This is a genomic window from Streptomyces platensis (assembly GCF_008704855.1).
GTDB classification, from domain to species: Bacteria; Actinomycetota; Actinomycetes; order Streptomycetales; family Streptomycetaceae; genus Streptomyces; species Streptomyces platensis.
The window spans coordinates 6,757,869-6,779,058 of record NZ_CP023691.1 but is presented as its reverse complement, the minus strand read 5'-3'; the positions used below and the strand labels follow the sequence as shown (position 1 = coordinate 6,779,058).

Genomic DNA, 21,190 nt, shown 5'->3' with positions numbered 1-21,190 from the left:
CTTCTCACCTGGCCGCCCCTGCCCCGCTTTCTCCTCCCTCTCCCCTTTCTCCCATTCCTCCGAATTACCCCCTACTCCCGTTCCCCGTTGCCCTCCCCCGCGTCTCCCATCGCCTCCTTCACCAGCACCTCCGGTGTCACGCCCGCGCCGCTCGCGTACGCCGCCTCGAACGCCGCGGCGCCCAGGCTCCGGCGTGCCGTGGCCGTGCTCCGTGCCACATCACCGCGCTCCGCGGCGGGCTGGGGTGCCCCCGCGGCGGCGCGGGCCGCGGCCGCGCACCCCAACAGCCGGGCCGCGACGGCGCACCGCCCGGTCAGGGCCGCCACGCCGGCCAGCCCCTCCAGGGCCAGCGCGACGGCGCGCCGGTCGGCGGTGGCATGGGCCGCCGCGAAGCCGTCCAGATGGTGGCGGCGGGCGGTCTCCGCGTCGCCCCGCAGTTCGGCGAGGAAGCCGAGCTCGCCCAGGACGAACGCGGTACCGGGGTCGCCGTCGCGGCCGAGGCACCACTTCAGCCAGGGCAGCAGATGCGCCTCGGCGTCGTCGAGGCGGCCCTCTCTCCGGGCGCCGAGGGCGAGTCCGCATTCGGCGAACATCTCGCCCCGCAGATGGGACTGTTCCGCGGCCAGCCGCCTGCCCCGCTCGTGGAAGTCGCGGGCGGCCGGCAGATCTCCGGTCAGCAGCGCGATCCGGCCCAGTCCGGAGAGCTTGTACGAGGCCTGGATCCAGAGGCCGAGCTCCTCGGCGATCCGCAGCCCGTCCTGGTGGAGCCGGGCCGCGCGCGCGTAGTCACCGGTGATCTCCGCGAGGGCGGCGAGCACATCGGCGGCCTGCAACTGGCCCCAGCGGTCGCCCAGTTCACGGAAGAGCGCGGCGCTCTCCTCGGCGTCGCGGAGCCGGGACCGGAGGTCCCCGCCACCGGTCCCCTGGGCGCGGCTGCTCAGCGCCGCGGCGGTGCCCCAGCGGTCGCCCAGGGCCCGGAAGGCGGCCAGCGAGTGCGCCACCCGCTCCCCCGCCACCGCCGGGTCGCCCAGGCCGACCTGGGCGAACCCCAGGAACCATTGGGCCCAGGCCCGGCCGGCCGGGTCGTCATGGGTCCCGTACTGCCGGAGCACGGCGGTGGCCTGCTCCACGGGGTCGACGTCATCGCCCGCCAGCGAGGCCATCCCGACCTGCCAGGCGGCGGCCCGCAATCGGCGCCCCTCGGCTGCCGGGTCCCCGGCGTCCGGCGACGTCTCCGGGCGCGCCCCGTACGCGGCGAGGGCCGCGGTGAGCGAGCGGCCCGCCTCCGCGAGCCGGCCGCGCAGAAACCAGTACCAGGCCAGCGCGTTGACCAGGCGCAGCGCACGGTCCGCGGCGCCGTCCCGGACCGAGCCGTCCAGGGCGTCCCGCAGGTTCGCCGTCTCCTGGTCGAGCCGCTCCAGCCAGGCGCGCTGGTCCGGCCCGTAGAGCAACGGGGCGGCGCGCTCGGCCAGTTCGGTGTAGTGGCGGTGATGGCTCCGGCGTACGGCGGTCAGCTCGCCGGCCTCGCGGAGGCGTTCGAGGCAGTAGGTGGCGACCGTTTCCAGGAGCCGGTAGCGGGGCCCGTACGGCGTGCGGGCCACCGCCACCAGGGAGCGGTCCACGAGACGGGCCAGCAGATCCAGCACCTCGTCCCGGTGCACGCCGTCGCCCGCGCAGACCGTTTCGGCGGCCTCCAGCGTGCAGCCGTCCGCGTGGACGGCGAGCCGGCGCAGCACGGCGCGTTCGGCGGCGGGCAGCAGCTCCCAGCTCCAGTCGATCATTGCGCGCAGGGTCTGCTGGCGGGGCGGGACCCCGCGCCGGCCGGTCGCCAGCAGCCGGAACCGGTCGTCCAGCCGCGCGCTCAGCTCCCGTACGCCCAGCGCCCGTACCCGGGTGGCGGCCAGCTCCAGGGCGAGCGGGATGCCGTCCAGGCGGCGGCAGATCTCCGCCACGGCGGCCGTGTCGTCGGCGTCGAGGGCGAAGCCGGGGTCGGCGGCGCTCGCGCGGGCCGTGAACAGCTCGATGGCGCCGGCCGGTTCCAGCGGCGGTACGGGCCACAGCGTCTCGCCCGTCAGGCCCAGCGATTCCTGGCTGGTCACCAGGACGCGGAGGTCCGGTGCGGCGGCGAGGAGTGCGGCGGTGACCTCCGCGGCCGCCTCGACGAGGTGCTCACAGTTGTCCAGGACGAGCAGCAGGCGCTTGCCGCGTACCGCGCCGACGAGGCGCTCGGCCACCGGTCCGGTCGAGGCGCCCTCCCGGGTGCCCAGTACGGCCAGCACCGCCTCGGCCACCTCGGCCGCGGTGCGCTTGCTCCCGGCGCCCCGCGCGGGGTCGTCCGGGCGGCTCAGCGCGGCCAGTTCGACGAGCCGGACACCGTCCGGGAAGGAGTCGGCCAGCCGGCCCGCGATCTCCAGGGCGAGGCGGGTCTTGCCCACGCCACCGGGGCCGGTGAGCGTCACCAGGCGGGTGTCCGGGAGGAGCGCCTCGATCCGGTGTACGGCGTCCTGGCGGCCGAGGAGTGCGGTGAGGGGCGTGGGGAGGTTGGTGCGGGGGCGGGGGCCGGGCGGCGGGGCGGTGGCGAGGGGCGCCGTCGCGCGGTCGTCGGAGCGGGATGCGCCGCCGTCGTGCCGTGCGCCTTCGCCGGGCGGCCGCCATGGCTCCTGGCGGAGGATCGCCTGGTACACCGCGGTAAGTTCGGGGCCGGGGTCCACGCCCAGTTCGTCGGCCAGCCGCGCCCGGATCTCGCCGTAGGCGGTGAGTGCCTCGCTCTGCCGGCCGGCCCGGTACAGGGCGGTCAGCTGGAGGGCGCGCAGCCGTTCGCGGAGCGGGTGCCGGGCCACCAGACCGGCCAGCTCGGCGGTCAGCGGGGCATGCTCGCCCAGTTCCAGGCGGGCCGCGGCCCGTTCCTCCAGGGCGGTCAGCCGCTGCTCCTCCAGGCTCTCGGCCACCGGGCGCACCAGGTCGCTGTCCGCGAAGCCGGCGAACGCGGGGCCGTGCCACAATTCCAGGGCCTCGCCGAGCAGTTCGGCCCGCTCCCGGGCCGTGGCGGCGGCGTGGGCGCGGCCGGTCAGTGCCGTGAAGCGGCCGGCGTCCAGTGCGTCGGCGGCGATGTCCAGCCGGTAGCCGGGCGGGGTCGCCGTCAGCAGGTTCCGGGCGCCGGGCTCCGCGGTGTCCAGGGCGCGGCGGAGCTGCGAGACCTTGCTCTGGAGGGAGGCCGTGGGATGGGCGGGCGGCCGCGGGCCCCAGAGGTGTGCGATGAGCCGGGCCGTGGAGACGGGGCGGCCGTGGTGCGCCAGCAGCGCGGCGAGCAGGGCGCGTACCTTCGTCTCCGGGACAGGGGCGGGGCGGCCGTCGGCGGACCGCACGTCCAGGGGGGCGAGTACACGGAAGTGCATTGCCTCACGGTAGTCGGGGGCCGGCCCGCGGTGCCGGGGGCCCCGTAGTACGGCGGCTGCCGCCCCCGTGGGTGACGGGGGCGGCGCGTCCGGTTCAGGAAACCGGCCGCGAATCCGCCCACATGCTCTCGAATTCCTCGCGGTAGGTCTCGAAGAGACCGTGGTCGCCGTCGCGGGTGTGCGGGGCGTCCTGGCGGACGACCTCCCGGCCGCCGCCGCGCAGGACGAGAACGGGGGATTCCATTCCGCGGCTCTTGCGCAGGTAGGGCTGGACCACGGCCACACCGTCGGGACCGTCGCCGTCGACGAGGTAGGCGGTGAAGCGCGGGGTCTCGTCGAAGACCTGGATCTCGAAGGCGCCGGGGTCGCGCAGCCGGGCCCGGACCCGCCGCATATGGAGGATGTTCATCTCGATGGAGCGGCTCATCTCGCCCTTCTTCAGGCCGATTTCGCGCTCCCGGCGGCGGACCGCGCTGCTGGCCGGGTTGAGGAAGAGCAGCCGGACGCGGCAGCCGGATTCGGCGAGCCGGACCAGGCGGCGGCCGGAGTAGTTCTGGACGAGGAGGTTGAGGCCTATGCCGACGGCGTCGAGCCGGCGGGCGTCGCCGAAGAGGTCCTCGGCGGGGAGCTGGCGCTGGAGCCGCACCCGGTCGGAGTGCACCCCGATGACATCGGCGTAGCGGTCGCCGACCAGGTCCTCCACCGCGTCGATCGGCAGCCGTCCGGAGATCCGGGTGCCGACGCCGGAGCCGAGGATGTCCAGGAGACGGGCGGAGGCGCGCTCGGCCTGGGCGAGGACCGTCTCGGACAGGGCGCGGTTGCGGGAGACGATGTTGCGGGCGACCTCCAGTTCGTCGAGGGCCAGCTCGACATCGCGGCGGTCGTCGAAGTAGGGCTCGAAGCAGGGCCAGTGCTGGACCATCAGTTCGCGGAGTTGCGGCAGGGTCAGAAAGCTGACGATGTTGTCGTCGGCGGGGTCGAGGAGGTAGCCCTTGCGGCGGCTGACCTCGCGGACGGCGACCGCGCGCTGCACCCACTCCTGACCGGCGGGGCCGGCCGCGGCGATGACCCATTCGTCGCCGTGCACCGGTTCGTAGATGGGCCGCAGGACGGCGGCGACGACGGCCCGCAGCCGTTGCTCGACGAGATTCAGCCAGATGTAGGCGCGGCCGGCCCGGCGGGCGCGGGTACGCACCTCGCTCCAGGCGTCGGCGCCCCAGTCCAGCTCAGCGCCGATCTCCAGCGGTCGTGCCAGGGACACCGCGCCGGGCGGTGCGTCGACGGAGCCGCCTTCATGGCCCTCATGACTCTCGTCACCAGGGGGCAACTCCAGCCCGCCGCTCACCTGCCACCGCCTTCCGAACCCCCGTGCCAACGATCAAGGCAGACTACTGCGGTGCGGGAGGCGGTGCAGCAGGATGGATCGAGTCGGTTATCAACTCCCCTTATCCATAGTGCCCGTTGTGCCCGGACAGCGGGGGCGGAGTGAGCGGATTCATAGCCGTGACATCGCGTGGGACCAGCTGGAAGCCCTGCCAGTGCACGGGCATCGGCTCCTGGTCCTCGTCCCTGGCGATGTGGTGGAACCCGATGTTGACCCACGCGATGGGGTGTTTCAGCGGCTGGCCGTTGACCCAGGTGTCGACGCTCTTGCCGGCCCGGGCTCCGCAGTTGGCCAGGTTGTTGCTGGCGAACTGCTCACATTTGTTGTACTCGGTGAAATAGACGTCATGTGTGGTGTAACTGCGCCCGCTGTATTTGGTGGTCGGCCCGGGGACGATCTCGTAGGAGCGGGGGTGGCCGTCCTTGTTGCGGCCCGCGCCCACCATCCGCCACCAGCGCAGCGGACCGGCGTCGCCGGCCAGCTCCTTGGTGACCGGCGTGCGGGTGGTGCGGATGGTGGGGGTGCGGCCCCCGGACCGGACGGTGGTGGCGGAGTCGAACTGCTCGACCTTGTTGGCGGCGGAGCCGCCCAGGCCGAAGTTGAGCCGCCAGAAGACATTGTGGCTGTGGCTGGTGGCGTAGTCCTTGGCCCCCTTGCCGAGCGGGGCGCCCCGGCCGTCCCCGGCGTCGTAGTCGCCGGGTGAGAGGGTGCCGGTGGCGCCGACCTGCACGGTCATGGCGCCGTCGCCGGAGAACCGCCATTCGCTGATGTATTCGTACCAGCCGACCTTGTTGACGGTGTAGAGCAGCAGGTCCTTGCCCTGGAGCTGGTAGATCTTGGCGCGCTCACCGGGGTAAGGGCCCATGCGGTAGGCGTGACCGCGGGCGCGGGTGGTGGCGCACAGGCCGCTGACGTCGGGGTGCGCGGGGTCATAGGCGCCGGGTACCCGGACGGTCTTGAGGGTGCCGCCGGGGCATTCGGCGGGGTCGAGCTTCTGGAGGCCCTGGGCGAAGCCCTGGCCGGTGAGGTCGTCGAATTCGTTCCGGCCGTCGTCGTAGGGGACGTGGATCTGGGCGAGCTTGGCGGTGGTGAGCACCTTGACCGGGGTGCGTTCGCCCTTGGGCTGGTAGGAGACGTCGTCCAGGACGAGCCCGGCGTTGCCCTCGTAGTGCCAGCACATGCGCCAGACGGTGCCGCCGTCCAACGTCTGGGTGATGCGGTGGGCGGCGCCGCAGTTGGGGGTGGGCGCGGGTGCGGCGGGGGCCCCGGGGGCGGCCTGGGCGGCCGGGCCGGTCGTCAGGGCGGCCGTGGCGAGCAGCAGGGGGACGGCGGCGAGGACCGCGGCGCGTCGGTGCGGGCGGCGGGTGGCAGGGGTGCGTCTTCCGGGCAAGGCGGGCTCCGGTGAGGTGGAGTGCGGTCGGTGGCGGCGGTCAGCCGAGACGGGCGACGGTGCGGGCACTGAGGTCGATCACGAAGCGGCGGGTGTCGATCCACCGGCCGTTCTTGACCTTGATGAAGAGGCGGATGCAGCGGTGTTCCCCGCAGTCGCCGAGGGCGCCCGGCGCGTCGCCTTCGGCGCGGCCGCGGTAGACGAAGCCGGTGACGGAGAGCGGGTCGGGCCCGGTGAGGTCGTGCCCGGTGGCGTCGCGGTAGTCCTGGCGGAGCCCGGAGCCCAGCGGGGCGGCGATCAGCAGCCGGGCCGCCTCGACGGCCTCGGCATGGCTGGGCGGCGGCTGGACACCGTGCTGGGTGTCCGTCGACTCGACCTTCGAGGTCGTGAGGTTGACGGTCTTGGTGAGGTAGCTGTCGCTCTTGTAGTCGTAGAAGGAGACCAGCGCCCGGCGCGGCGGGTCGGCGAGCCCGGTCTCCGCGGGGGTGAGTTCGGCCAGGTCGGTGGTGAGGCGTTCGGGCCCGGGCCGTCCGGTGACGTCGGCGGCGGCGCCGCGCCGGGTGGGCGCCAGCGCCAGATCCTGGGCGCGGCGGAGTTCGTCGTCGGTGAGCGGGTCCCGCCCCCGGCCGCGCTGCCCCTCCGCGGGGGCTTTCTCCACGACGCCGGGTGGCGGCGGCCCCTGGTCGCGTCCCGGGGCGGCCGCGGCGGGCCGGCTCCGGGGGTCCGTACCGCCGGTGGCGCCGGCGTCGGACGGCAAGGTGATCGCGACCATGGCGGCCGTGCCGGTCAGGGCGACGGCGGCGCCCGCGACGGCTTTGCCCAGGTGGCGGTGCATCAGATGGCGCACGGTTCCCCCCTGCTGTCACATCCTCGTGACACGCATGTCGGCTCCCCCGGTCGGTCCTCCGATAGGACCACCTGTAGGGCGACCTGTAGGACGATGCGACATCGCGACCGGTTGCCACCATTCAGCGGAGATCTCGCGAAAAAGCCTTTGTGTACGAAAAGTTGCGACAGATGAGGGGAAGGATTTCGCACCGTTCCGCGGATGTGTGTCGTGGAGTCGCCGCAGCGCCCGAGAAGAAAGTGGAAGAGTCTACCCATGCAGGTCTGGCCGGGACAGATGTATCCGCTGGGTGCCACCTATGACGGGGCGGGCACCAACTTCGCGGTGTTCTCCGAAGCCGCGAAGCGCATCGAACTGTGTCTGCTGCACGACGACGGTTCGGAGACCGCCGTCGAGCTGCGCGAGAGCGACGCCAATGTGCGGCACGCGTATCTTCCGGGGGTGATGCCGGGGCAGCGTTACGGCTTCCGGGCGCACGGTCCGTACGAGCCGGAGCGGGGGCAGCGCTGCAATTCGGCGAAGCTGCTGCTCGACCCGTACGCCCGCGCCATGAGCGGCCGGATCGACTGGAACGAGGCCGTCTACGGCTACCACTTCGGGCGGCCTGAGGTGCGCAACGACCTGGACTCGGCGCCGCACACCATGGCGTCGGTCGTGGTCAATCCGTACTTCGACTGGGGTGACGACCGCCCGCCGCGCACCGCGTATCACGAGACGGTGCTCTACGAGGCCCATGTGAAGGGCCTGACGATGCGCCATCCGGAGCTCCCCGAGGAGCTGCGCGGCACCTATGCCGCGCTGGCGCATCCGGCGGTCATCGACCACCTCACCAAGCTCGGGGTGACCGCGCTGGAGCTGATGCCGGTGCACCAGTTCGTCCAGGACCACCGGCTGGTGGACGCGGGGCTGACGAACTACTGGGGCTACAACACCATCGGCTTCTTCGCCCCGCACAACGCCTATGCGTCCTGGGGCGACCGCGGGCAGCAGGTGCTGGAGTTCAAGACGGCGGTGCGGGCGCTGCACCAGGCCGGGATCGAGGTGATCCTCGATGTGGTCTACAACCACACCGCCGAGGGCAGCCATCTGGGCCCGACGCTGTCGTTCCGGGGCCTGGACAACGCCTCCTACTACCGGCTGTCGGACGACAGGCAGTACTACATGGACACCACGGGCACCGGGAATTCGCTGCTGATGCGCAGCCCGCATGTGCTCCAGCTGGTGATGGACTCGCTGCGCTACTGGGTGCAGGAAATGCGGGTGGACGGCTTCCGCTTCGATCTGGCGGCGACGCTGGCCCGCCAGTTCCACGAGGTGGACCGGCTGTCGTCGTTCTTCGATCTGGTGCACCAGGACCCGGTCGTCAGCCAGGTGAAGCTGATCGCCGAGCCGTGGGACGTCGGTGAGGGCGGCTACCAGGTGGGGAACTTCCCGCCGCTGTGGACCGAGTGGAACGGGAAGTACCGGGACACCGTGCGGGACCTGTGGCGGGGCGAACCGCGCACCCTGGCGGAGTTCGGCTCCCGGCTGACGGGCTCGTCGGACCTCTACCAGGAGGACGGGCGGCGGCCGCTGGCCTCGGTGAACTTCGTGACCTGCCATGACGGCTTCACGCTGCACGATCTGGTCGCGTACAACGAGAAGCACAACGAGGCCAACGGCGAGGACAACCGGGACGGTGAGCGTTTCAACCGGTCTTGGAACTGCGGTGCCGAGGGGCCGACCGACGATCCCGGGGTGCGGCGGCTGCGGGCGCGGCAGATGCGCAACTTCCTGGCCACGCTGATGCTGTCGCAGGGCGTGCCGATGCTCAGCCACGGCGACGAGTTCGGGCGCAGCCAGGACGGCAACAACAACGCCTACTGCCAGGACAACGAGCTGTCGTGGGTGCGCTGGCCGGAGCGGGGGCGGGGCGCGGGCGCCGGGGAGCCCGACGACGCGGACGGGCCGGACGAGGCGGACGGTTCGGACGAGGCGGCGGACGCGGACGCGGAGCAGCTGGCGCTGCTGGCGTTCGTGCGGCAGATGGTGTGGCTGCGGCGGGACCATCCGGTGTTCCGGCGCCGGCGGTTCTTCCAGGGCCACCCGGCGGAGGGCGCCCATGACGAGCTGTCCGACATCGCCTGGTTCACGGCGGGCGGCGAGGAGATGGGGCCGCGCGACTGGCAGTCGGTGCATGCCAAGGCGCTGACGGTGTTCCTCAACGGCAGCTCGATCTCCGAGCCGGGCCCCCGGGGCGAGCCGGTCACCGACGACTCGTTCCTGCTGATGTTCAACGCCCACGACCAGGAGAAGGAGTTCAGGGTTCCCGAGCACCTCGGCCGGCAGTGGCAGGTCGTGGTGGACACCGACCGGCCGCAGGCGGTGGCGGACGGCGGCGGCGCCAAGGTGAAGGCCGGCGACCGGCTGACGCTCATCGGACGGAGCCTGCTGGTGCTCCAGCGGCCGGCCTGACCGCGGCGGCCGGGCGGTCCGTGGCCCGGGTGGTCAGGGCCAGGCCGAGGATCAGGACGGCGGCGCCGACGGCCACCGCGAAGGCGGCGGACGGGCCGTAGGCCTCGGCGAGCCGGCCGGAGGCGGCCAGGGACAGTGCCTGGCCGCCGACCACCGCGCTGGTCAGGAAGGCCATCGATTCGGCGAGCCGGGCGGCCGGCACCAGCCGTTCGGTGAGACCGAACAGCGTGATCAGATGCGGGGCGAAGGCCGCGCCGAGGACCACGACGGCCAGGTAGAGCGCCCCCAGGGACCGTACGAACAACAGCGGCACGGACAGCGCGGTCAGCGCCACGGCGGCCGCCCGCCAGCGGACCGGCAGCCCGATCCGGGCGGGCACCGCCGCCAGCGAGAGCCCGGCGACCGCGCTCATCACGCCCATCGCGGCATAGACCAGCCCGGCCTGGGCGGGCCGGTGCAGGTCCGCGGTGAGTGCCGTGATGCCGGACTGGCAGGCACCGAAGAGGGCGCCCTGCAACGCCATCGAGGCGCGCATGGCGTGCACCGCACGGGGCATCCGGGCGCGGGCGGGCCGGGCGGCGGGGCGCCGGCCGCGGGGGCGGTCCGGATCGGGCCCGGCACCGGCGCCCGTGGGCCGCAGCGCCTCGCCCGTGGGCCGCAGCGCCTCGCCCGTGGGCCGCAGCGCCTCGCCCGTGGGCCGTAGCGCCGCGGCCGTGGGATGCAGTGCGAACGCCGAGCCGCAGACCGCGAGCAGCAGCGCGGCCAGAGCGAGCGCCACGGCCGGGTGGGCCACCGTGGCGGACAGCCCCACCAGCGCCGGACCGAGTACGAACGACACCCGTCCAGGGTGCCTTCGAAGGACAGCGCGGTGTGGACCAGGCGGTCGTCCCGAGGAAGGAGACGACGGGCAGCAGCGGCCCGCCCAGCGCGAGCACCCGGCGGAAAGCGGCGGTGGCAGCGGTCATCGCCCGACGCTAACCGGCGGCCCGCCGCGCGCCCCATGGACCGGACCTACGAAGGGCCCGGACCCCGGAGCCCACTCCGTCGGAGGAAACAACGACACCCATGCGGGAGGGAGATGACACAACGGGCCGCCAGCGGGGTACGGGTGTTCCCATGACGCAGCCCTCAAGTCCGTCGCCGACCGCCACCTACCGGCTGCAACTACAGCCGGACTTCCCGTTCGCCGCCGCCGAGCGGGCCGTCCCGCATCTGGCCGCGCTCGGCATCTCCCATCTGCACCTCTCTCCGGTGCTGGAGGCGGTGCCGGGCTCCACACACGGCTACGACGTGGTCGACCACACGGCCGTACGGGCCGAGCTGGGCGGCGAGACCGGGCTGCGGGCGCTGGCGGCGACGGCCCGCGCGCACGGCCTCGGGCTCGTCGTCGACCTGGTGCCGAACCATATGGCGGTGCCGGAGCCGATGTCGCTGAACGGGCCGCTGTGGCAGGTGCTGCGGGACGGCCCGGCGTCCCCGTACGCGCGCTGGTTCGACATCGACTGGGGCGCGGCGCACGGCGGACGGCTGCTGCTGCCGGTGCTCGGCGGCCGGATCGGCGAGGAGCGGCGGCACTTCCGCGTCGAGGGCGAGGTGCTGCGCTACCACGGGCATGCCTTCCCGCTGCGCCCCGGGACCGAGAAGCTGCCGCCGGACCGCCTCCTGGAGGCCCAGTGGTACCGCCTCGCCTGGTGGCGGCTGGCCCGCAGCGAGCTGAACTACCGCCGCTTCTTCACCATTTCGGAGCTGATCGGGGTGCGCGTCGAGGACCCCGAGGTGTTCGAGGCGACCCATGGCACGGTGCTGCGGCTGATGGCTGAGGGCGTCATCGACGGGCTGCGCATCGACCACCCGGACGGTCTGGCGGACCCCGGCGGCTATCTGGCCCGGCTGCACGAGCGGACCGGCGGCCGCTGGACGGTGGTGGAGAAGATCCTCACCGGCGACGAGCGTCTCCCGGACAGCTGGGCCTGTGCGGGCACCACCGGCTACGACGCCCTGCGGCACATCGACGGGCTGTTCGTCTGCCCCCAGGGCGCCGGACGGCTGTTCTCCCACTACCGGGACTTCGTCACCCCGCTGGCCGACGAGGGCGGCGACTGGGAGGAGACGGTGCGCCGGGCCGCGTACGAGGTCGTCACCCACGATCTGGCCACCGAGATCGAACGGCTGGTGCGGACCGCGGCGCGGATCAGCGCCCGCGCCCCCGGGCCGGGCGACCATGCGACCTGGGCGCTGCGGCACGCCCTTCGTGAGCTGCTGGTGCGGCTGCCGGTCTACCGCCCCTATGCCGCGGATCCGACACGGGCCGATCAGGACGCGGCCATGCTGGACGCGGCGGCGGCGCAGGCGCGTACCGCCTTCCGGGTGCCCGAGGAGGCGCGGGCGGTCGATCTGATCCGCGATCTGGCGCTCGGCCTGCTGACCGACCCCCCGGAGCACGACGGCACGGACTGCGCCGACTTCACCGCGCGGTTCGCGCAGACCGCGTCCGCGCTGCACGCCAAATCCGTGGAGGACACCGCCTTCTACCGCTATCCGGTGCTGCTGTCGGCGTGCGAGGTCGGCGGGGGTCCGGGGGAGCCGGCGCTCGCCCCGGAGGTGTTCCATGCGTACTGCGCCCGGCTCCAGCGGGACCGCCCGGCGTCCGGCACCGTGCTCTCCACCCACGACACCAAGCGCAGCGCCGATGTACGGGCGCGGATCGCGGTGCTGTCGGAGTGCCCGGACCGGTGGCGGGATGTGCTCGGGGCGATGGGCGACGACGCGGTGTGCGGCCGCACGGCGAGCGCGGTGGACGGGTTCGGCCCGGCGGACCCGATGGTGTCGTGGCTGGCCTGGCAGACCGCGTTCGGCCTGGGTGCGGCCGGTGACGGCGAGGCGGCGGAGCGGGTGGCGCCCGCGGTGCTCAAGGCCGCGCGGGAGGCCGGGCTGCGCACCTCGTGGACGGAGCGGAGCGCGGGCTACGAGGACGCCGTCGAGGAGTTCGTCCGTAACGGGCCCTGTGGTCCCGCGGCCGCCCCGCTCGCCGCGCTGGACGGGGAGCTCGCCCCGTTCGTCCGCGCGAATGTGCTGGGCGCGACGCTGCTCCAGCTCACCATGCCGGGCGTCCCCGACCTCTATCAGGGCACCGAGCTCGGCTATGCCGCGCTGGTCGACCCGGACAACCGGCGGCCGGCCCGTTTTCGCCCCGAGCTGCTCACCGCGCTGGACGCCGGGAGCCCGCCGGGGGATCTGTCCGGTGAGAAGCTCCGGCTGACCGCCGCGGCGCTGCGGCTGCGGCGCGAGCATCCGCAGTGGTTCGGCGCGGCGGCCTCGTACGAGCCGGTGTACGGGGAGGGCCCGGCGGCCGAGCACTGTGTGGCGTTCTGCCGCGGCGGGCGGGTGCTGACGGTGGTGACCCGGCTGTCGCTGCGGCTGGTGGAGACCGGCGGCTGGTGGGACACCCTGCTGCGGCTGCCGTCGGAGGGCCCCTGGCGCGAGCTGCTGACCGGGCGCGAGCTGCCGGGCGGCGCGGTGGTGGGGCTGAGCGACCTGCTGGCGGAGTCACCGGTGGCGCTGTTCGTCCGCGAGTGACACGAGTGACGTGGCGTCAGTTCGTCGCGTCCGGCTGCCCCTCCCCGCAGCCCACCGTGCGCAGCAGCTCCGTGAACTCCGCGGCCGCGCCGGTCGGTTCGACCCGGGAGAAGACGGTGATGTCGCGGTGCCAGGGCGGGTCGGTGGGCACGACCGCACAGTCGAGGCCGCGGAGTTCATGGGCGGCGGTCAGCAGCACGCCGACGCCCGCCGAGGCCATCCGGACGGCCGTGGAGCTGTGCTGGGTGCGGACGGCGGTCCGCGGGGTGAAGCCGGCCCGTTCACACTCCCGGTCCAGCCAGCGCCGCCCGTCGACGACCGGCTCCAGGCTGCACCGCACCCACGGGCGGTCCGCCAGCTCTGCGAGGCGGACCGACTCCCGGGCGGCGAGCGGGTCACCGTGCGGGACGACCAGCACCATCCGCTCCTGGCCCACGACGGTGACCGGTCCCGGCCAGTCCTTGGGGCGCGGCCCGAGCGCCAGATCCGCGACACCGCGGGCCATCTGATCGTCCAACTCCTCGGTGGTGGCGTACTCATGGAGCACCAGACGGACGCCCGGACGGGCGCGGGCCCAGCGGGCACAGACCTCCGGGAGCACGCCGACCGCCTGGGCGTGCACCGTCGCGATATGCAGTTCGCCGCTTTCCGCACCGCCCGCCGCGAGGGCGGCGCGGCGGGCCTGCCGGGCGCTGCGGACGGCGAGCTGGGCGTGCGGGAAGTAGGCCCGGCCCATCGCGGTCAGCCGTACCCCGCGCGGCATCCGCTCCAGCAGCGGGCCGCCGACCGTCCGCTCCAGCGCCTTGATCTGGTGCGACAGCGCGGACTGGGTGACATGCAGCGCCTCGGCGGCGCGGGTGAAGGACTCCTGCTCCACGACCGCGACGAGGTACTCCATCTGCCGCAGACTCATGCCCGCCCCTCCCGATGCCCCAGGGCCTGCCGTGCGGGAAGCCCCGCCTCATGAAGGTTCTTCATCACCTCCATGGAAACATTGCCTTGGACTCATCACCGCAGGTGGGCGGAGTCTGAACGCATGAGTGAGACAGACCCGAACACGACGGACGTCATCGTCATCGGCGGCGGCACCGGCGGCTACAGCACCGCCCTGCGCGCCGCGTCCCTGGGGCTGCGGGTGGTGCTGGCCGAACGCGAGCTGATCGGCGGCACCTGTCTGCACCGCGGCTGCATCCCCAGCAAGGCCATGCTGCACGCGGCCGAGTTGGTGGACGGCATCGCGGAGGCCCGCGAACGGTGGGGCGTCAAGGCCACCGTCGACTCCCTGGACTGGCCGGCCCTGGTGGCCACCCGCGACACCATCGTCGCCCGCAACCACCAGGGGGTGGCCGGGCACTTGCGGACGGCGGGGGTGCGGGTCCTCAAGGGCACCGCGCGGCTGACCGGGCCCCGTACGGTCCACGTCGAGGACGCCGGGGAGTTCACCGCGCGGCGCGGCATCGTGCTGGCCACCGGCTCCCGGCCGAAGATGCTGCCGGGCCTGGCCGCGGACGGCCGACGGGTGGTGACCAGCGACGACGCACTGTTCGCGGCCGGACTTCCGGCGTCCGTCCTCGTTTTGGGCGGCGGGGCGATCGGCGTCGAGTACGCGTCCTTCCACCGCTCCATGGGGGCCGAGGTCACCCTCGCCGAGGCGGCCGGGCGGCTGCTTCCGATGGAGGACGAGGACGTGGGCCGCCATCTGGCGCGCGGACTGAAGAAGCGCGGTATCGCGGTCCGTACGGGCTCGGCGCTCACCGGTACCGAGCTGCTGCCGGACGGGGTGCGGGCCACCGTGCGCACCCCGAAGGGCGAGGAGCTGGTGATCGAGGCCGAGCGGCTGCTGGTCGCGGTGGGGCGGGCCCCGGTGACGGACGGGCTGGATCTGGCGGCAGCCGGGCTGGCGGCGGACGGGCGGGGGTTCGTCGCCCCGGCGGACTGGTCACGGCTGGAGACCGCCGTCCCGGGCATCCATGTGGTCGGCGATCTGCTGCCGCCGCCGTCCCCGGGCCTGGCCCATGCGTCCTTCGCGGAGGGCCTGTTGGTGGCCGAGACGCTGGCGGGCCTGCCGTCGCGGGCGGTGGACTACGCGGCCGTGCCACGGGTGACGTACTCCTCGCCGCAGACCGCGTCGGTCGGCCGGACCGAGGCCGAGGCCCGCGCCGGCGGCCTGGACATCAAGGTGAACACCATGCCGCTGGCCGCCACCGCCAAGGGCATGGTGCACGGCCAGGGCGGCATGGTGAAGGTGATCGCGGCGGCGGACGGTGCGGGCGGCGAGGCCACTGGCACGGTGCTCGGCGTCCATCTCGTCGGGCCACATGTCTCGGAGATGATCGCGGAGAGCCAGCTGATCGTGGGCTGGGACGCCGAACCGGCCGATGTCGCCCAGCACATCCACGCCCATCCGACGCTGTCGGAGGCGGTCGGCGAGGCGTTTCTGACGCTGGCGGGGCGGGGGCTGCACCAGCACTGAGCGGGCCTGTGTCGAGCGGCCGTGCGGGGTCGGCGAGGCCTGCCACGAGATCGCCCGGCGCGGCCACACCGGGCCCTGGGCCACGGTCGGACTGCGGGTCGAGCCGGGCGCCCGGCACTCCGGCCCGGTCTTCGCCTATGAGACCGAACTGGGCGCCCTGCCGCACGGCTTCCACCAGGCCATCGAGGAGACGGTGCACGCGACCCTGCGGCACGGACCGCGCGGTCTGGCGGTGACGGACTGCCGCGTGGTGCTGACCCGGTCCGGTTTCGTCGGCCCGCTCAGCACCGCCGGGGACTTCCGTACGGTCACTCCCCGGGTGCTGCGGCGCGCCCTGGAGCGGGCCGGCACCGGGTGTACGAGCCGTATCACGCCTTCGAGGCGGACATCCCGCCCGCCGCGCTGGCGCCGGTCACCGCCCGTCTCGCGGCGCTGGGCGCCGAGTTCGCGGAGACCACCGGCGGCCGGCACTCCTGGCTGGTCAGCGGCGTCCTCCCGGCACGCCATGTCCAGGAGTTCCAGGGGCTGTTGCCCGGACTGACGCACGGCGAGGGGGTGTGGACGTCCGCACCCTCGGGCGACCGTCCGGTGCGGGGGAACGCGGCACCGCGGCAGGGCGGGCCCCGGTGAGGCGGCGGCTGCCGGGCGGGAGCGGGCCGGGGCAGCCCGCGCGGCCCGGTCCCTCCGACGCGCTCAGCGCTCCGTCAGGACGTAATCCACCTGGCCGAACCTGATGTGGTCCCCGGGGCCGACCGGCACCTCGCCCACCACCCGGCGGCCGTTGACGCAGGTGCCGTTGGTGGAGCCGAGGTCGCGCAGCAGCCAGCCCTTGCCGGCGCTGCGGAGTTCGGCGTGCGCACGGGAGACCGTCTCGTGGTTGAGACGCAGACCGGAACCGGGAGCCCGCCCTATGAGCAGCGGGAGCGGGCCCGGCTCGGGCAGCAGCAGCTTCGGCAGCCGCTCCGTACGCCAGGCGCGGCGCACCCGGAGGTGGAAGGCGGACACCCGTCCCACCATCCGCAGCACCACGCCCTGGACTGCGCCATGGCTCGCCAAGTCAGCGGTGACCAGGTCGAGTTCGGACTGCTGTTGAGCGGTCAGGACGAGTTCCAGGCGCCGCAGGAAGGTGTCCTGGGACAACCGTCCCTGCGCCGCGCCGTCACGCAGCAGATCGAGGGCACGTTCCCGGTCGGCGTCCGACGGCCGCGCCGGACGTGCAGGGAACTCGAGCGAAGTCATACCGGGATTCTCCGGCGACCACGAGCCGCTGTCCAGGCGATGTGGCTGCGCAGAGCGCTGCGGCCGGGCCCGCGGCTCGCCGGAACGGCCCAGCGGATGGCGTGATGTGGCTCCGCAGCGCCACGTCGGACTGTCGGGCGGCGCGGCGGCGTGCTTTCGTCGGGGGCCGGGACCGAACGAAGGAGGACGGCCGTGCTGTTCGAGGTGTGGGCGCCACAGGCCGGGCGGGTCGCTCTCCAGTGGGCGGGGAACCGGGCGGGCGAGCCGCCGGTCCCGATGGAGCGCGACGCCGCCCGCGCGGGCTGGTGGCGGGCCGAGGCACCGGCCCGGGACGGGGACCGGTACGCCTTCCGGCTGGACGGCGGGCCGCCGCTGCCCGATCCACGGGCCGCCCGGCTGCCGGAGGGCCCCGGCGGGCCCGCCGCGGTCGTCGAACACGACCGGTTCGGCTGGCGGCATCCCTGGCCGGGCCGCCCGCTGCCCGGCGCGGTCCTCTACGAACTGCACATCGGGACCTACACCCCCGAGGGCACCTTCGACGCCGCCGCCGCGCGGCTGCGGCACCTCGCCGACCTGGGCATCACCCATGTCTCCCTGATGCCGGTCTGCCCGTTCCCCGGCACCCATGGGTGGGGCTACGACGGAGTCGCGCCCTGGGCTGTGCACGAACCGTACGGCGGGCCGGACGGGCTCAAACGGTTCGTGGACACGGCGCACGAGCACGGACTGGGGGTCGTGCTCGACGTGGTGCACAACCACCTCGGCCCCTCCGGCAACCCTCTCCCGGCGTTCGGGCCGTACTTCACCGACACCCATCAGACCCCGTGGGGCGCGGCGGTCAATCTCGACGCCCCCGGTTCCGACGAGGTGCGCGCCTACTTCCTCAGCAGTGCGCTCTCCTGGCTGCGCGACTACCGGCTCGACGGACTGCGGCTGGACGCCGTGCACGCCCTGCACGACGACCGCTCCCCGCACTTCCTGGCCGCACTGTCCGCCGCCGTCGACGCACTGGCCGGGCGGCTGCGGCGCCCGCTGTTCCTGGTCGCCGAGTCCGATCTCAACGATCCGCGCACCACCGCGCCCCGGGCGGACGGCGGACAGGGGCTGCACGCCCAGTGGAACGACGACTTCCATCACGCCCTGCACACCGCGCTCACCGGCGAATCCCAGGGCTATTACGCCGACTTCGCGCGGGCCCCGCTCGCCGCCCTCGCCAAGACGCTGACCGGCGGCTTCTTCCACGACGGTACGTACTCCGCCTTCCGCGGGCGGCGGCACGGCGCACCGCTCGATCTGCGGGTCACGCCCGCGTACCGGCTGCTGGCCTACGCCCAGACGCACGACCAGATCGGCAACCGCGCGCTCGGCGACCGGCTCGCCGCCGGCCTCTCCCCCGGCCTGCTCGCCTGCGCCGCCACCCTGGTGCTGTGTGCGCCGTTCACCCCGATGCTGTTCATGGGCGAGGAGTGGGGCGCGACCACCCCGTGGCAGTACTTCACCGATCACCAGGATCCGGAGCTGGCGGAGGCCGTACGGGAGGGGCGGCGGCGCGAGTTCACCGCGCACGAGTGGGCCGGTGACGCCGGGGACTGGCCCGACCCGCAGGACCCGGCGACCCGCGACCGCTGCGTCCTGGACTGGACCGAACCGGCCCGGGAGCCGCACACCGCACTGCTGGCCTGGCATCGCACCCTGCTGACGCTCCGCCATGAGCTGCCCCCGCTGACCGACCCCGACCCGCGGCACACCGCCGTCCACTACGACGAGGCGGCCCGCTGGCTCCTGCTGCGGCGCGGTCCGCTACGGGTGGCGGTCAATCTCGCGCCGGACACCACGGCCGCCATCCCCGTGGGCGACGGCGGCGCCGGGCTCCAGGCCCTGGCCGGCTGGCCCGGCGCCCGGCTCCCCGACACGGACGGGGTGCTGCGGCTCCCTCCGGAATCGGCGGTGGTGCTGGGGCCCTAAGCGGCGCTCAGTGCGAGAACTCCGAGACGAACGCCGCGCAGAAGGCCTCCAGATCGGCCGGCTTCCGGCTGGTGATCAGGGTGTTCGGTCCGGCGGTGCAGATCTTGACCTGCTCGTCGACCCAGGTGCCGCCCGCGTTCCGGATGTCGGTCCGCAGGCTCGGCCAGGAGGTCAGGGTGCGGCCACGCACCACATCGGCCTCGATCAGCGTCCACGGCGCATGGCAGATCGCGGCCACCGGCCGTCCGGCGTCGAAGAAGGACTTGATGAACGCCACGGCCCGCCGGTCCAGCCGCAGGGCGTCCGGGTTGGCGACCCCGCCGGGCAGCACCAGTCCGTCGAAGTCCGCCGCGGTCGCCTCGTCCACCGTCAGATCGACGGGGAAGGTGTCCGCCTTGTCCAGGTGGTGGAACGCCTGCACCTTGCCCGCGTGGGTGGAGACCAGCGTCGGGCCGCCGCCCGCGTCGGTCACCGCCTGCCACGGCCGGGTCAGCTCGACCTCTTCGGTGCCCTCGGGAGCCACCAGAAACGCCGCCTGCATACCGAGCTCACGTCCCTTCGTCGGGTCGCGAAGCGGGGAGGGTTCCCCGCTTCCCCACACCCTCGACCATAACGGCCCACCGGGCCCGCGCTCATCCGCGGGACGGGCGTGGATTCCGGCCCCGGACGGCGCTCCGCACAGCTGCCGCCGCCGGTCGGCCGCGCCGTCCCCCGGCCGCCCGAACCCGCAGGTCACGCGGGTCAGGCGAGCGCCCGAGTGTCCATCGCGGGGCCCGCTGCTGGACACTGTGGCTATGCCCCTGCATATCTCCGATCTGCTGGCCCGGCCCGATCTCCGGCTGTCGGTCACCTACGACGTGCCGCCGCCGCTGCTGGCCCGCACGATCGAAGCGGCGACGGTCTCGGATCTGCCGGCGCCGGGAAAGTGGCTCCAGGGCGGCGAACTCCTCATGACCATCGGCCTGTTGCTGCCGCGGGAGCCGGCCGCCTGCCGGGCGTACGTGCGGGACGTGGCCGAGGGCGGGGCGGCCTGTCTGGCGCTCGGTCTGGGGCAGGGGCTGCCGTACCAGGAGGCGCCGGAGCCGCTGGTGACCGCGGCCGGGGAGGCCGGGCTGCCGCTGCTGACGGTGCCGGACGGGGTGCCGTTCATCGCCGTCACCAAGGCGGTCTTCGAGGCCCGGGCCGAGGAGCAGCGTGAACGGCTCCAGCGGGCGTTCGCGACCCAGCGGCGGCTGACGGCCGCGGCGACCGGCGACGGGCTGCGGCCGATGCTGGCGGAGTGGACGGCCGCCACCGGGGTCGGCGCGGCGGTGTTCGACCCGCTGGGGCGGCTGCTCGCGGCGGGTGAGCGGGCGCAGCGGACGCCGCCGGCACCGGCCCGGGACCTGATCGAACGGGTCGCCGCGCGCGGACTGCGCGGCAGCGCGTCCAGCACGGCCGCCGGGCAGCAGCTGGAGGTGCAGCCGCTGGGGGCGCGCCGGCTGCGGGGGCTGCTGCTGCTCACCGGCCGCCCGGACGACGCCGCCCGTTCGGTCGTGCCCGGACTGGTCTCGCTGCTCTCCTTGGAGCTGGAGCGGCGTCACCTGCGCGATGAGCCGGAGCGCCGCCGCAGGTCGGCACTGCTGTCCGAGCTGCTGGCGGCGGAGGACCCGGCCGCCGGGCGGGCCCGGGACATGCTGCGGTCGGTGGGGCTGACGGCCGAGCGGGTGCGGGGCGTCGTGGTGGCGGCGGGGGGTGGCGCGGGCGATCGTGGGGCCTCCGCCGCGCCGGGGGCCGGGGCCGGGGCTCCGGACGGCGCCGCGCAGGAGATGGCCGCCGATCTGGCGCTGGCGATGCCCGGTGGCCTGGTCAGGGTGGTGGACGGGGCGCCGGGCACGGTCATCGAGGCGGTGGTCGGCGAGGATCTGGACATCCGCGATGTGCTCGCCCGCTTCGCCCCGGGCTGCCCGGCCGGTATCGGCCCGGCCACCGCCCCCGAAGCGGTACGGGTGTCCGTGCGCCAGGCGACCGGGCTGCTCGCCGTCAGCCGGTCGAGCGGCGAGCCCGCGGAGGCCCGGCAGAGCCAGGCCAGCCGGCTGCTGCTCGACCTGGGCGACCGCCGTACGCTGCACGGCTACGCCGACACCGTGCTCGGCCCGCTCGATCTCGCGGACAACGGCGAGGAGTTGACCGCCACCCTCGCTGCCTGGCTGGAGACCGGCGGCGCCTGGGATGCCACCAGCCGGCGCCTCGGCGTCCACCGGCACACCGTCCGCAACCGCCTCGACAAGGCCATGGACCTCACCGGCCGCCGCCTCGACGACCCCGACGACCGTTTCGACCTCTGGCTGGCCACCCGCATCCGCCGCGGCGACACCGCCACCGGCACCGACGGCCGGCCGGCCGCACCGCCGCCAGGACGGTGACGCAGGGCACGGCCGTCCGGTCCGCGCTTCACTCTCGCGCCCGCACCGTCTTTACTTCGAAG

12 protein-coding genes and 2 pseudogenes are annotated in these 21,190 nt (G+C 74.2%); 6 read left to right on the top strand and 8 right to left on the bottom strand.

What is annotated here, in order from left to right; genetic code table 11:
* Nucleotides 1-71 precede the first annotated feature (71 nt).
* From CP981_RS29925 to CP981_RS29910, 4 genes are all read right to left on the bottom strand, one after another.
* The gene (locus tag CP981_RS29925) at nt 72-3,395 is read right to left on the bottom strand and encodes an AfsR/SARP family transcriptional regulator (protein WP_085927118.1); all 3,324 of its coding nucleotides are present in this window, start codon (nt 3,393-3,395) and stop codon (nt 72-74) included.
* A gap of 94 nt (nt 3,396-3,489) precedes the next feature.
* Nucleotides 3,490-4,740 (bottom strand): SAV2148 family HEPN domain-containing protein, encoded by a 1,251-nt coding sequence (locus CP981_RS29920; RefSeq protein WP_085927119.1) that lies wholly within the window; start codon nt 4,738-4,740, stop codon nt 3,490-3,492.
* Nucleotides 4,741-4,840: 100 nt separating this feature from the next.
* Nucleotides 4,841-6,169: a copper amine oxidase gene (locus CP981_RS29915; protein WP_107429577.1), complete on the bottom strand. Its 1,329-nt coding sequence runs from the start codon at nt 6,167-6,169 to the stop codon at nt 4,841-4,843.
* A gap of 40 nt (nt 6,170-6,209) precedes the next feature.
* A complete protein-coding gene (locus CP981_RS29910) occupies nt 6,210-7,016 on the bottom strand; it encodes a YML083C domain-containing protein (protein WP_085927120.1) in 807 nt (268 codons plus the stop codon).
* A 255-nt stretch (nt 7,017-7,271) separates the two neighbouring features.
* Between CP981_RS29910 and glgX the strand changes: the two genes are divergently transcribed.
* On the top strand, nt 7,272-9,470 hold the full coding sequence (gene glgX / locus CP981_RS29905) for a glycogen debranching protein GlgX (protein WP_085927121.1): 2,199 nt from the start codon (nt 7,272-7,274) through the stop codon (nt 9,468-9,470).
* Here the strand turns inward: glgX and CP981_RS29900 are convergent.
* Nucleotides 9,430-10,409 (bottom strand): annotated as a pseudogene (locus tag CP981_RS29900) (MFS transporter); the annotation flags it as partial. The gene glgX and the pseudogene CP981_RS29900 overlap by 41 nt on opposite strands.
* A 177-nt stretch (nt 10,410-10,586) precedes the next feature.
* On the opposite strand from CP981_RS29900, the gene treY reads away from it, so the two are divergent.
* Entirely contained in the window at nt 10,587-13,046 is a 2,460-nt protein-coding gene (gene treY / locus CP981_RS29895) for a malto-oligosyltrehalose synthase (protein WP_085927122.1), read from the top strand.
* A 16-nt stretch (nt 13,047-13,062) separates the two neighbouring features.
* On the opposite strand, the gene CP981_RS29890 is transcribed toward treY, so the two are convergent.
* Nucleotides 13,063-13,959: a LysR family transcriptional regulator gene (locus CP981_RS29890; RefSeq protein ID WP_085927123.1), complete on the bottom strand. Its 897-nt coding sequence runs from the start codon at nt 13,957-13,959 to the stop codon at nt 13,063-13,065.
* A gap of 123 nt (nt 13,960-14,082) precedes the next feature.
* Here CP981_RS29890 and lpdA point away from each other — a divergent pair, with 123 nt between their 5' ends.
* Nucleotides 14,083-15,519, top strand: coding sequence for a dihydrolipoyl dehydrogenase (gene lpdA, locus CP981_RS29885; protein ID WP_085927124.1), 1,437 nt, complete (start codon nt 14,083-14,085; stop codon nt 15,517-15,519).
* 10 nt (nt 15,520-15,529) lie between these two features.
* Nucleotides 15,530-16,149, top strand: a pseudogene (locus tag CP981_RS29880) (GTP-binding protein); the annotation flags it as partial.
* A 63-nt stretch (nt 16,150-16,212) separates the two neighbouring features.
* On the opposite strand, the gene CP981_RS29875 reads toward CP981_RS29880, so the two are convergent.
* Nucleotides 16,213-16,758 (bottom strand): DUF1707 and FHA domain-containing protein, encoded by a 546-nt coding sequence (locus CP981_RS29875; RefSeq protein WP_085927125.1) that lies wholly within the window; start codon nt 16,756-16,758, stop codon nt 16,213-16,215.
* A 192-nt stretch (nt 16,759-16,950) separates the two neighbouring features.
* On the opposite strand from CP981_RS29875, the gene treZ reads away from it, so the two are divergent.
* On the top strand, nt 16,951-18,723 hold the full coding sequence (gene treZ, locus CP981_RS29870) for a malto-oligosyltrehalose trehalohydrolase (protein WP_085927126.1): 1,773 nt from the start codon (nt 16,951-16,953) through the stop codon (nt 18,721-18,723).
* A gap of 7 nt (nt 18,724-18,730) precedes the next feature.
* Here treZ and CP981_RS29865 read toward each other — a convergent pair whose 3' ends face one another.
* Nucleotides 18,731-19,264: a type 1 glutamine amidotransferase domain-containing protein gene (locus CP981_RS29865; RefSeq protein ID WP_085927127.1), complete on the bottom strand. Its 534-nt coding sequence runs from the start codon at nt 19,262-19,264 to the stop codon at nt 18,731-18,733.
* 253 nt (nt 19,265-19,517) lie between these two features.
* Here CP981_RS29865 and CP981_RS29860 point away from each other — a divergent pair, with 253 nt between their 5' ends.
* The gene (locus CP981_RS29860) at nt 19,518-21,128 is read left to right on the top strand and encodes a PucR family transcriptional regulator (protein ID WP_085927128.1); all 1,611 of its coding nucleotides are present in this window, start codon (nt 19,518-19,520) and stop codon (nt 21,126-21,128) included.
* The last annotated feature ends 62 nt before the right edge of the window (nt 21,129-21,190 follow it).